At 70.4% G+C, this 11,107-nt stretch carries 13 protein-coding genes; 5 read left to right on the top strand and 8 right to left on the bottom strand.

All coding sequences use genetic code 11. The annotated features are described in order from the left end of the window. Position 1: 1 nt before the first annotated feature. The 5 genes from ACFPLC_RS14890 to ACFPLC_RS14870 all read right to left on the bottom strand — a co-directional run bounded on the left by ACFPLC_RS14890 (position 2) and on the right by ACFPLC_RS14870 (position 4,785). Entirely contained in the window at positions 2-916 is a 915-nt protein-coding gene (locus ACFPLC_RS14890) for an FkbM family methyltransferase (RefSeq protein ID WP_378205619.1), read from the bottom strand. Next, complete coding sequence (gene gmd, locus ACFPLC_RS14885; RefSeq protein ID WP_378205616.1) at positions 913-1,908, bottom strand: GDP-mannose 4,6-dehydratase; 996 nt, start codon at positions 1,906-1,908, stop codon at positions 913-915. Before gmd ends, ACFPLC_RS14890 begins: the two co-directional genes overlap by 4 nt. Positions 1,909-2,112: 204 nt before the next feature. Beyond that, complete coding sequence (locus ACFPLC_RS14880; protein WP_378205613.1) at positions 2,113-2,781, bottom strand: response regulator; 669 nt, start codon at positions 2,779-2,781, stop codon at positions 2,113-2,115. Then, on the bottom strand, positions 2,778-3,884 hold the full coding sequence (locus ACFPLC_RS14875; RefSeq protein ID WP_378205610.1) for a sensor histidine kinase: 1,107 nt from the start codon (positions 3,882-3,884) through the stop codon (positions 2,778-2,780). Before ACFPLC_RS14875 ends, ACFPLC_RS14880 begins: the two co-directional genes overlap by 4 nt. A 67-nt stretch (positions 3,885-3,951) precedes the next feature. Further along, positions 3,952-4,785 carry a helix-turn-helix transcriptional regulator gene (locus ACFPLC_RS14870; RefSeq protein WP_191308776.1) on the bottom strand — a complete coding sequence of 278 codons (834 nt, stop codon included), beginning with the start codon at positions 4,783-4,785 and terminating at the stop codon, positions 3,952-3,954. A gap of 102 nt (positions 4,786-4,887) precedes the next feature. Between ACFPLC_RS14870 and ACFPLC_RS14865 the strand changes: the two genes are divergently transcribed. Continuing rightward, positions 4,888-6,312, top strand: coding sequence for an MFS transporter (locus tag ACFPLC_RS14865; RefSeq protein ID WP_378205607.1), 1,425 nt, complete (start codon positions 4,888-4,890; stop codon positions 6,310-6,312). On the opposite strand, the gene ACFPLC_RS14860 is transcribed toward ACFPLC_RS14865, so the two are convergent. Next, on the bottom strand, positions 6,278-6,472 hold the full coding sequence (locus tag ACFPLC_RS14860; protein WP_378205605.1) for a DUF397 domain-containing protein: 195 nt from the start codon (positions 6,470-6,472) through the stop codon (positions 6,278-6,280). The genes ACFPLC_RS14865 and ACFPLC_RS14860 overlap by 35 nt on opposite strands. A gap of 21 nt (positions 6,473-6,493) precedes the next feature. Next, positions 6,494-7,345, bottom strand: a complete 852-nt coding sequence (locus ACFPLC_RS14855) for a helix-turn-helix domain-containing protein (protein ID WP_378205602.1) — start codon at positions 7,343-7,345, stop codon at positions 6,494-6,496. A gap of 85 nt (positions 7,346-7,430) precedes the next feature. Between ACFPLC_RS14855 and ACFPLC_RS14850 the strand changes: the two genes are divergently transcribed. Genes ACFPLC_RS14850 through ACFPLC_RS14835 form a run of 4 tightly spaced genes read left to right on the top strand, consistent with a single transcriptional unit; the run spans position 7,431 to position 9,576 of the window. Next, on the top strand, positions 7,431-7,766 hold the full coding sequence (locus ACFPLC_RS14850; protein WP_378205600.1) for a hypothetical protein: 336 nt from the start codon (positions 7,431-7,433) through the stop codon (positions 7,764-7,766). After that, complete coding sequence (locus ACFPLC_RS14845) at positions 7,763-8,287, top strand: RNA polymerase sigma factor (RefSeq protein ID WP_378205598.1); 525 nt, start codon at positions 7,763-7,765, stop codon at positions 8,285-8,287. Before ACFPLC_RS14850 ends, ACFPLC_RS14845 begins: the two co-directional genes overlap by 4 nt. Then, a complete protein-coding gene (locus ACFPLC_RS14840) occupies positions 8,280-9,152 on the top strand; it encodes a VOC family protein (RefSeq protein ID WP_378205595.1) in 873 nt (290 codons plus the stop codon). Before ACFPLC_RS14845 ends, ACFPLC_RS14840 begins: the two co-directional genes overlap by 8 nt. Before the next feature lie 46 nt (positions 9,153-9,198). Further along, positions 9,199-9,576 (top strand): hypothetical protein, encoded by a 378-nt coding sequence (locus tag ACFPLC_RS14835; protein ID WP_378205592.1) that lies wholly within the window; start codon positions 9,199-9,201, stop codon positions 9,574-9,576. 248 nt (positions 9,577-9,824) lie between these two features. Here ACFPLC_RS14835 and ACFPLC_RS14830 read toward each other — a convergent pair whose 3' ends face one another. Beyond that, positions 9,825-11,081: an IS4 family transposase gene (locus ACFPLC_RS14830; protein ID WP_378235794.1), complete on the bottom strand. Its 1,257-nt coding sequence runs from the start codon at positions 11,079-11,081 to the stop codon at positions 9,825-9,827. Positions 11,082-11,107: the final 26 nt, after the last annotated feature.

Genomic DNA, 11,107 nt, shown 5'->3' with positions numbered 1-11,107 from the left:
GTCAGGAACGCCGCGCGTCGAGCTGGGCCTCCAGTTCGGCGACGCGGTGTTCCAGCGCCGCCGAACGACGGCGGGTCTCCTCCGCCTGGCGCCGGGCCTGCTCCAGCTGCCGCCGGTGGTCCGCGAGCTGCTCGCCCAGCTCGGCGCGCCCCTCTTCGGCCGTTTTGACGGCCGCCTCGAGCCGCCGGATGTAGGCGACTTCGGCGGGACGGCTCTGCCGGGCTTCCTCCCGCAGGAGGACCACCGCGTGCGGCTCGTAGTCGTCGAAGACGTTGGCGGGAGCCGACAGGGCCGTCAGCGCGTCCGCGTCGCCCGACTGGGCGTAGAAGCGGTTCAGCCCGTCGAAGAGCGCGCAGCGGTAACCCGCGTCGAGCAGCATCGGCTCCCACCCGTGGTGGGCCGGCTTCGGCGAGCCCGGTTCGGTCGCCTCGACGAGCAGGACCCGCGGCCGGTGCCGGCTCCAGTCGGCACCCTCGATCACCGCGCGCTCGGCGCCCTCGACGTCGATCTTGAGGAAGTCGACCGGCCCGGGGTGCTCGTCGAGGAGCGCGGCCAGGGTCACGACCGGCACCTCGATGTCCCGGACCGCCCAGTCCTCGCGGTACTGCGCGGCGAGCGAGTCGTCGATCGTCGCCCGGCCCCACTGGCCGTCGACCGCGTGCAGCACGGTCGTCCCCGGCCGCGCCCCGACGGCGACCCGCAGGTTGACGTCTTCGGGGCGCTCGCGGTCGAGCTCGGCGGCGAGCGTCGGTTCCGGCTCGACGTTGATCCCGCGCCAGCCCAGGTCGTAGAAGTGCTTGGTGACCGAGTCCAGCGTCGGGTACCCGGCACCGAGGTCGACGTAGCGGCCGGTGGCCTGACCGGCGAAAACGCGGGCGAGGACGACGTCCTCCGCGTTCTGCGCGTAGGAGATCACGGCAGCGGGATCCCGGCCTTCCTGGCTTCGAGCCGCAGGTCGTGGTCGACCATCATGGCGACGAGGTCTTCGAACCCGACCTCCGGCTTCCACCCCAGCTCGGTGTGGGCCTTGGTCGCGTCGCCGACCAGGAGGTCGACCTCGGCGGGCCGGAAGAACCGCGGGTCCTGCTCGACGAACCGCTCCCAGTCGTCGATGCCGGTGTGCTTGAAGGCGAGGTCGACGAAGTTGCGGACGCTGTGCGTGCGGCCCGTCGCGACGACGTAGTCCTGCGGCGAGTCCTGCTGCAGCATCTGCCACATGGCGCGGACGTAGTCGCCGGCGAAGCCCCAGTCGCGGCGCGGGTCGAGGTTGCCCAGCACCAGCTTTTCCTGCAGCCCCAGCTTGATCCGCGCGACGGCGTTGGTCACCTTGCGGGTGACGAACTCCATGCCGCGGCGCGGGCTTTCGTGGTTGAACAGGATGCCCGAGCAGGCGAACAGGCCGTAGCTGTCACGGTAGTTCACGGTGATGTCGTGCCCGAACACCTTCGCGACGCCGTAGGGCGACCGGGGGTAGAAGGGCGTGGCCTCGGTCTGCGGCGACTCGCGGACCTTGCCGAACATCTCGGAGCTCGAGGCCTGGTAGAAGCGGATCTGGTTGTTCTGGCTGCCGCCGACCATCCGGACGGCTTCGAGCAGCCGCAGCACGCCGAGCCCGGTGACGTTCGCGGTGAGCTCGGCCTGCTTGAAGCTCAACGCGACGAAGGAGATCGCGCCGAGGTTGTACACCTCGTCCGGCTGCACCTGCTCCAGGACGCCGACCAGGCTCGACAGGTCCTGCAGGTCACCCTCGACGATCTCGACGTACGGGTACTCCGTGCGGATCGTGTCGATCCGGGGGTTGTTCTGCCCCTTGACCAGACCGAAGACCTCGTACTGCTTCTCGTGGAGCAGCTCCGCGAGGTATTGGCCATCCTGACCGGTGATCCCGGTGATCAACGCACGACGCACCCGCTGAGGATAGCCGGGGGAAGACACCGGCGAGCAGGTTAGCCCGAAGGTGTGACTTCCGCCGTGTCGGTGAACGCCATCCCCCTCCCGGACGCCCACTGAGCAGAGCATCGGCCGGGAGAGGAGGCGCCGTGATCTGGATCTGCCTGGTCGGTGTCCTCGCCGTGGTGTTCCTGGTGCGGGCGGTCCGCGTGGTGCGCCGGGTCAGGCGGGGCGACGCGGTGTGACCAGCCCGGACTCGTAGGCCAGCACCACCAGCTGGGCGCGGTCGCGCGCGCCGATCTTCGTCATGATGCGGCTGACGTGGGTGCGGGCCGTGGCCGTCGAGATCACCAGGTGGGCGGCGATTTCGTCGTTCGACATCCCGCCCGCGACCAGGCCGAGCACCTCGCGCTCGCGGTCGGTGATCTCGCGGACGGCGCTGGTGTCGATGCGCCGGTTCTCCGGGCGCCCGACGAACTCCTGGATCAGCCGGCGGGTGACCGTCGGGGCCAGCAGCGCTTCCCCGCTCGCGACGACCCGCAGCGCGCGCAGGAGCTCGACCGGCTCGGTGTCCTTCAGCAGGAACCCGCTGGCGCCCGCGCGCAGGGCTTCGTAGACGTACTCGTCGACGTCGAAGGTGGTCAGGACCAGCACCTTCGTCCCGGCGAGGTCCGGGTTCGCGGTGATCCGCCGGGTCGCTTCCAGGCCGTCGACGCCGGGCATGCGGACGTCCATCACGACGATGTCGGGGTGGTGCTCGATCGCTCCGGCGAACGCCTGCTCGCCGTCGCCGGCCTCGCCGACGACCTCGAACCCGTCTTCGGTCTCCAGCAGCACGCGGAACCCGGCGCGCACCAGGACCTGGTCGTCGGCCAGCAGGACGCGGATCATGCTTCCCCCTCGATCGGTAGCTCGACGCACACTTCGAAACCGCCGTCGACCGGGCCGGCGGTGCACCGGCCGCCGAGCGCCGCGGCGCGTTCGCACATGCCCCGCAGGCCGTGGCCCGGGGTCGGCTGGGCGGTGCCGCGGCCGTCGTCGCGCACCCGCAGCGTGACGGCTCCCGGTTGCCGCTCGAACCGCACGTCCACGCGGGTCGGCTGGTCGGCGTGCCGCACGACGTTGGTCAGCGACTCCTGCAGGATCCGGTAGGCGGCCGCGTCGACCGGGGCCGGGAGGTCGCCGGGTGCGCCGTGGACCTCGACCGTGAGCCCGGCGTCGCGGGCGTGGTCCAGCAGTTCGGCGGCCTGAGCGAGGCTTGGCGCGGGCGCCTTGTCCTCCCCGGACCGCAGCACGGCCAAGGTCGCGCGCAGGTCCTTGAGCGCGGACGCGCTGGCCGCCTTGATGTTGAGCAGCGCCTCCTTTGCCTGCTCGGGCCGCCGGTCGGCGACGTGCGCGGCGACGCCCGCCTGGACGTTGATCATCGCCAGGCTGTGCGCGACGACGTCGTGGACCTCCCGGGCGATCCGCAGCCGCTCCTGTTCGGCGAGCCGGTGCCGGTGCTCGTCGGCCTGCTCGCGGCGGGCGGCGAGCGCGTCGAGCTGGTACCGGACGGCGGTGCCGACCCCGACCACCGCGACCAGCCAGACAACGACGAACCCGGCGCCGAACTCCAGCGCGAACGACCTGGTCAGGACGATGTGGACGAGGTAGGCCGCGGCGAGCGCGCCGGCGCCGGTGCTGCCCGCGGTGAGGGGCCCGCGCTGCCGGGTGAGCACGAACAACGCGATGGTCGGTACCAGGATGACCGGCCCGCCGGGCAGGCCGGAGGCGTAGTAGCCGAACGCGGAGGCGGCTGTGACCAGGAAGAGCGTCAGCGGGAAGCGGTGGACGAGCAGCAGCGTCAGCCCGGTGGCGGCGAGCCACGCCGCCGCGAGCGGGGTCATCGGAGCCGCACCGGGCTGCCAGCGTGAAGCACCGCTCGTCGCCGCGAGCACGAATGCGGTCACGACGACGGTGCGCACCACGCGCCCCACCCACGGCGGCCATCTCATGCCGCGAAAACTACCGCTCGCCCCGCCGCGGCGCGTCCGTCCCGGAGCGGCCCGCGGGCGTACGTCGTCAGTCGAACATGAGCGGCAGCTTCGCCGCCGTTTCTTCGTCGGCCGGGGTGTAGGTCGACATGGTGATCTCGGAGCGGCGGCCGTAGTAGAGGTAGGTGAAGTTGAACTGCAGCAGCCCGACGTCCGGGTGCAGGTACCGCTTGGTGCGGATCGGCTCCGAGTTGACGTCGTGGTGCGGCCACAGCTCGGCGAACAGCGGCGACTCGGCCTTGAGGCGCTTGACCAGCTGCTTCCAGGCCGGCTCGGCGACGTGGTCGGCCATCGCCGCGCGGAAGGAGGCGATCACGCGCGGGATGTTGGCGTCCCAGTCGAGCATCCGCTTGCGCCACTCCGGGTTGAGCAGGCACTGGACCAGGGTGTTCCGGTCGCCGAACGGGATGGCGTCGACGTCGCCCATGAGCCAGGTGTAGCCGCGGTTGTAGCCGAGAAGGTCGCAGCGGGCGTTGCGGATCGCGACCGGGTACGGCTCCAGCTTCCGGAGCATGAGCTCCATCGCCGGCGTGATGACCTGGCAGTCCTTCTCGCCCTCCGGCTCGGGGGCCCCGGCCAGCCGGAACAGGTGGACGTGCTCGTGCGGGTCGAGCCGCAGGGTGCGGGCGATGGCCTGCAGGACCTGCTCGGAGGCGTTGATGTCCCGCCCCTGCTCGAGCCACGTGTACCAGGTGACCCCGACGCCGGCGAGCTGCGCGACCTCTTCGCGGCGCAGGCCGGGCGTCCGGCGCCGGCCCACGATCGGCAGGCCGACCTGCTCGGGCGTGATCCGTTCGCGACGGCTGCGCAGGAACCGCGCCAGCTCTTGGCGGCGGAGGCCGGATTCGACGGCGGTGGTCATGGTGCCAGGATGGCACGCCGTGGAACCTGGTACCAGGTAGCGACCGGTACCTGGATAAACAACAACTGGTACCAGGTTCCGAGCGGGTCGATCGTAGTACTCATGACCACGACCTCTCTTGCGCCGAGCTCGGCCGGTGCTCAATTTCGGCCGGGACTGACCCCCGCCGGCCTGGTCACGGTGCTGCTGGGGGCGGCACTGCCGATCATCGACTTCTTCATCGTCAACGTCGCGCTGCCGACGATCGACGCCGACCTGCACGCGTCCACCGCCACCCTGGAGCTGGTGGTGGCGGCCTACGGCATCGCGTACGCGGTGCTGCTGGTGGTCGGCGGCCGCCTCGGCGACTCCTTCGGCAGGCGGCGGCTGTTCATCGCGGGCCTCTGGCTGTTCACACTGACGTCCCTGACCTGCGGAATCGCCCCGACGGCCGGCACGCTGGTGGTGGCCCGCGCCGCGCAGGGGGCGGCGTCGGCCCTGCTGCTGCCGCAGGTGCTCTCGATCATCCAGGCGACGACGTCGGGCGAGCAGCGGTCGCGCGCGCTCGGCCTGTTCGGCGCGACGGGCGGCATCTCGACGGTGGTCGGCCAGCTCCTCGGCGGCGGCCTGGTGGCGGCCGACCTGTGGGGCACCGGCTGGCGGCCGATCTTCCTGGTGAACGTCCCGATCGGCCTGGTGGTGCTGGTCATGGCCCGCAAGCTGCCGGAGAGCCGCGCGCACAACCCACTGGGCGTCGACCGGCTGGGCACCGCGCTGCTGGCCGTGACGCTGCTGTCGCTGCTGGTCCCGCTGATGGAGGGCCGGGCACTGGGTTGGCCGGCGTGGACGATCGCGCTCCTGGCGGTGTTCCCGTTCGCGGCGGCCGCGCTCGTGCACGTCGAACGACGGCTGGAGCGGCTCGGCGGAACGCCGCTGCTGCCGCCGTCGGTGCTGCGGCTGCCGAGCGTGCGCCGCGGGCTGATGGTGGCCGTGCCGTTCTTCGGCGCGTTCGGTTCGTTCATGTTCGTGTTCGCGATGACGCTGCAGGATGGCCTGCACTACGGCCCGCTGGGCGCGGGTGGTGCGCTGACGCCGCTGGCGGTCGCGTACTTCACGGTGTCGATGCTGAGCAGCCGTCTGGTGGCGCGGTACGGCCCGAAGGTGGTGCCGATCGGCGGCGCGATCACGGCGATGGGCATGGTGGCACTGCTCTGCACGACGCTGTCGGCGTGGCCGCACGTGACCATTCTGGATCTGGCCCCGTCGATGGTGGCGATCGGCGTGGGCAACGCGCTGGCGATGACGACGTTGTTCCGGATCGTGCTGTCCCACGTGCCGACGGATCTGGCGGGTGTGGGGTCGGGCGTGATGACGACCAATCAGCAGACGTCGCTGGCCCTGGGCGTGGCGACGCTGGGGAGTTTGTACGCGGCGCTGTCGGGTTCGCTGGGCTCGCGTGAGGCGTTCGCGCTGGTGATCGGCGTGGTGGCGGTGCTGGCGGCGATCGTCGCCGTCACCGGACGGCGGCTGCCGGACCCGCGGGCGTGACGGCGGAGAGGAAGGCGGACCACGCGGCCGGCGGCACTTCGAGTGCCCCGGCCGCAGGCGCTTTCGAATCCCGGGCGGCGATTGCAGTGCCGGTGAAGGCGACCTCGACACAGTCATCGTTGTTGGCGCCACCGCTGTAGCTGCTCTTCCGCCAGTTCACGATGGTCGCCTCTCACTCGGGTTACATCTCCGCGATCAACCCCGTGATGAGGGTCCGCGAGTCTTCCTCGTCCAGCGCCAGATCGGCGAGATGGTCGAAAATCAGCCTAGCAGCGCGCACCTCAGGCTCCTTTTCGATCTGCAGCGCGCCGAAGCCGTACGGCACGTAGGCCAGGTCCGGCTCAGCCCGATCCGGAAAACCCGCGATGATGAAATTGCTGTACAGGCCATCGTGAGATCCGGCCGACTGCGGGAGAACCTGCAAGGTGACGTTCGGAAGTTCGCTCGCGTCGAGCAGGTGGCGCAGCTGCGCGGCCTCGCAAGGATCGCGGCGGATCACTGATTCGTCGACCACCGCATGCAGCTTGAGCAGCGGTGCGTCGACCAAGCGGCGCTGGCGGCGCAGGCGGACCTTGATCTGGTTCTCCAGGTTGGCGCCCTCGAAGGAGTCCCTCGCTCCGGCGAAGGTGGCACGCATGTACCCCTCGGTCTGGAGCAGGCCGGGGATGAATCCCAGCTGGTAGTTGCGGATCCAGGCAGCCTCGGCCTCCACGCTGACGAACCCGCGGTCGCTCAACCCGAAGGCGTGCCACCACCCTTTTTCCTTGGCGTAGTCGAACATCCGCACGTACTCGTCGTAGTCCGAGGCGATGATCCCGTAACGGTCGAGCAGGGCGAGGAAGTCGTTGTAGCCCGGGATGTACCCCTGCTCGATGCGGCTCATCTTCGAGGTGGAGAACCGCAGCGGACGCCCGGCGTCCTCTTGGCTGAGCCCGGCCGCCTCGCGTAGCTTGCGCAGGGTGCGGCCGAGCTGGCGTCGCCGGTAGTTCGGCTTGGCCGGCCGGTCCATGGAACACCCCTCGCTGTCGGTCAACCACGAATCGTAAGGCGGGCAGTCCGATGTGGGATTCCCGCGCGCGGGCCGTGTCGCGCCGACTTGCGGCGAGAACCTGCTGGTCATGGACAGGTACGGCTATCCGTACGAGCTGGAGTACCGGCGTGAGGCCGGGAGCGTGCGGGTGCACGAATACACCGAGCTCGTGGACGACATGGGCTTCGTCCTGGAGCACCGCAGTGATCGGTACCAGGGCTGGACCGTCCGGTACGGGACCGCGTGCGCGCACGACTTCCTGTCCCGGAAGCGGGCCAGGCCCGGGACGTTCGTCGTCAGCGTCTACCGGCTCTTCCCGGAGGGACGGGCCCACGTTGTCACCGTTCGGGTGAACTGGCCGCCCGAAGAAATCCGGGATTCACCCGTCGGAAAAAGCGGGCGCCGGACGACTATGAAGGTGTGACGGAACCTCGGGTACGACCGGACCCGGCCTTCGCGCTGCTCGGGCTGTACGAAACCGCCCTGCCGGAGGTCTACGGGTACCTGCTGTCCCGGTGCGGTGACCGCACGCTCGCCGAGGAACTCACTTCCGAGACGTTCCTCGGGGCGGTCGCCGCCTGTCGCAAGGAGTACGCACCTCCAGTGAGCACCGGGTGGCTGATCGGCGTCGCCCGGCACAAGCTCGCCGACCACTGGCGGCGCACCGAACGTGAGGCACGCGGCCTGCGGCTCGTGCACGACAGCGAGCCGGACGTCGAGGACCCGTGGGACGAGCAGCTCGACGCCCTGCGTGCGAGACAGGTGCTCGAGTCGCTCGGGCCGCACCACCGGGCGGCGCTGACGCTGCGGTACGTCGACGGTCTCGGCGTCCCCGAGGTCGCCGGCCACCTGGGGCGCAGCGTGCACGCCACCGAGGCGTTGCTCGTCCGGGCCCGTGCCGCGTTCCGGCGCGCTTACGAGGAGAAGGAGGGTCGCGATGCCTGAGCCTTTCGACGCGCTTCGCCGTCCCTCCGAGCGGGTCGCGCCCGACCCGGACTTCGCCGCCGAACTGCGCGACCACCTGCGTCGCGCCATCTTGAACGGAGCCGATATGACGACCACTGCCGCTCCCGCCGCGACCGCGTCACTGCGTTCGCTGACGCCCTACCTGGCGGTTTCCGACGCCCGCGCGGCGCTCGACTTCTACGTCGAGGTCTTCGGCGCGGTCCGCCGCGGCGAGCCGATCCTGATGGACGACGGCCGGATCGGGCACGCGGAGCTGGCCATCGGCGACGCGGTGCTGATGCTCGCCGAGGAGCACCCGGAGATCGGGCACGTGGCACCGCGCGAAGGGGGCGCGTCGGTGCGGGTCGAGGTCCCCGACGTCGATGCTTCGGTGGCCCGCGCCCTGGAACTGGGCGCGACGCTGATCCGGGCGGTGAGCGACTCCCCGTACGGTCGCGGCGGCTCGTTCCGCGACCCGTTCGGCCAGCGCTGGCTGGTCTCCCAGGCGGCCCCGAAGCCGTCCCCGGCTCCGGGCCAGGCCATGTACTTCACGTTCCAGGTGCCCGAGGCCGAGCCGGCGAAGTCGTTCTACGGGGCGGTGCTGGGCTGGGAGTTCACCCCGGGTTCGGTGTCGGATGCCTGGAGTTTCTCGGGCCCCGGTCTCGAAGGCGGCCTGTGGGCGGGTGACCGCCAGATCGGCTGGAAACTGATGTACGCGGTGGCCGACCTCGACGCGGCGCTGACCCGCGTGCGCGAGCAGGGCGGCCGGGCGGGCGAGGTCGAAAACCACCCGTACGGGCTGACCGCCGACTGCACCGACAACCAGGGCATCGAATTCTGGCTCTGGCAGCAGCCCGCGAAGTGAGGAATCCCATCCGCCGGGGCGGGCGTTCGGGCGCACACTCGGAAGCATGGCCGGGCAATGGGTGCCGCGTGACCACGACGAGCTGACCGCGGGATGGCGGTTGTGGCTCGAACTCGGCTCGTCGACGTGGCCCCGCCCGGACTGGGACGGCACCCCGGACGAAGCCGTGCGCGGCCTCCGGGATCTGGTGGTGGCGTGCGATGAAATCGCTTCCTCGGCCACGGGAACCGAAGTGGCGGCGCTCGTGCGGTCAATGCACCTGGCCGCGAGCTGGATCTGCGAACTGTGGTCCGGCGACACCACGCCGCTCGACGACGAGCGGATGGCGTTGCTGCACGGCGACCTCGCCGGGTTCGCCGAGCACGCCCTCGCCGTGCGGACGCTCCTCGCCGAGGGCGGCGGCTGGGCCTCGCTGCCGCTGTAATGCCGCAAGGGTCGTGAGTGTTTAGGAGGGTTAGAACCCAATGCCACTTAGCTTGTGTTGATCATGCGGCGGTGGTGAGGGTGATGGTGGCGGGTCCGTTGTGGTGGGTGCCGGTGTCGGTGGGTTTCTTAATCCGGTATGCGGTGTGGCGGGCTCGTTTGACCACGCGTGGGTAGGTTCTGTGCCGGCGTTGCGGGTTGAGGTGACGGCGGGTGGTGATGGCGGTGGTGAGTGTTCTGGTCTGCTGGTTAGGGGGAAAAGGCCGCCGGGCCGGAGGTGGTCTGGCGGCGAACGAGGCGGACGGTGCGCAGGAATTTGACCCGGTCGGGGTCGATGTCGGCTTCGGTGGCGGCTCGGCAGATCAGTGTGCTGATGGCGTAGTGGGTGAGCAGGTAGCCGTAGATTTCCTGGCGGATCATGTCCGGGCTTTTCGATCGCAGGACCCGGCCGGGGCCGCGGAGGTGGGTTTTGAGCTGGTCGTTGCCGGTCTCGTGCTCCCAGCGCTGGTGGTAGGCCTGGGCGAGTATCTCGGCCGGGGCGTCGGCGGGATCGCCGATGGTGGTGATCACGCGGATCACCTCGTCCGGGTCGGGTCCGCGGTCGGGCACGGTGTACTCGATCACGCGCACCACGGTCGCCTCGGCGGGGTCGAGGTCACCGCCGTCGCGGGCGGTCTGCAGGATCTCGGCGCGGCGGGTGGTGCTGCGCACGGTCTTGTTGATCAGTACCGACAGGTAGGATCCGTCGTCCAGATCCATCAGCTTCGGGGTCTTCACCGTGGCGGGCAGCCGCCAGAGCAGGGCCGCGCCGGTGGCGGCCGCCTTGCTCCAGTCCTGGTAGCTGTAGAAACCGGAATCGGCGATCAGCAGCCAGTCCTCGGCCAGTGCGGGCCAGAGCCGGCGGGCCAGGGTCTGTTCGCCCTGGCGCTTCCCGCCGGTCCCGCGCCCGCCGATCCGGGTGGCCACGACTGCGTGGGAGGCGCACTCGGCGATGGTCAGTACCCGAACCTTTGCAAACGCGGATGCTTTCTCGCCGGTGCCGCCGGAATACCCGAACTCGGCGACGTTGGCGTCGGTGTCGGGGGCGTCCCACTCGAATCCGTCGATGCTCATCAGCCGCCATGGCCCCAGAAACGCGCCCTGGGTCAGCTCATCGGCTACCGGGACCGCGACCGTGTCGAACACCTCCGCCAGCGGCTCGGCGCCCAGCCGCTGGCGGGCCTGGGTGATCCCGCCTGTGGTGGGAATGTCCCAGCCCGGATCCCAGCATCCCCACGAGGCCAGCGTGCCGGCGAGGCGGGTCATGACCTCTTCGTAATCGTCGTCGGCGAACAACGACAGCGCCATCGCGTAGTACACCATCACGTGCGGGGGCAGTTTCCCGCCGGAGCGCTTCGCGCCCCGGCGGGTCACCGCGATCGCAGTGTCCACCGCGTCCCGTGGCACCGCCGTGGCCAGCACCCCCACCGACATCGAGTCCGCCCACCCGCCACCAATCCCGCTCACGGCAGCGACACTAACCAGCCAACCGA

This window comes from Amycolatopsis plumensis (genome assembly GCF_042652605.1).
Lineage (GTDB): Bacteria > Actinomycetota > Actinomycetes > Mycobacteriales > Pseudonocardiaceae > Amycolatopsis > Amycolatopsis plumensis.
This window is presented reverse-complemented; position numbering and strand designations above follow the sequence as displayed.

Bases quoted from the DNA above. Each gene is read 5' to 3' on its own strand.
- ACFPLC_RS14880 (WP_378205613.1), bottom strand. From the start codon at position 2,781: ATGATCCGCGTCCTGCTGGCCGACGACCAGGTCCTGGTGCGCGCCGGG.
- ACFPLC_RS14875 (WP_378205610.1), bottom strand. From the start codon at position 3,884: ATGAGATGGCCGCCGTGGGTGGGGCGCGTGGTGCGCACCGTCGTCGTG.
- ACFPLC_RS14870 (WP_191308776.1), bottom strand. From the start codon at position 4,785: ATGACCACCGCCGTCGAATCCGGCCTCCGCCGCCAAGAGCTGGCGCGG.
- ACFPLC_RS14865 (WP_378205607.1), top strand. From the start codon at position 4,888: ATGACCACGACCTCTCTTGCGCCGAGCTCGGCCGGTGCTCAATTTCGG.
- ACFPLC_RS14850 (WP_378205600.1), top strand. From the start codon at position 7,431: ATGGACAGGTACGGCTATCCGTACGAGCTGGAGTACCGGCGTGAGGCC.
- ACFPLC_RS14840 (WP_378205595.1), top strand. From the start codon at position 8,280: ATGCCTGAGCCTTTCGACGCGCTTCGCCGTCCCTCCGAGCGGGTCGCG.
- ACFPLC_RS14835 (WP_378205592.1), top strand. From the start codon at position 9,199: ATGGCCGGGCAATGGGTGCCGCGTGACCACGACGAGCTGACCGCGGGA.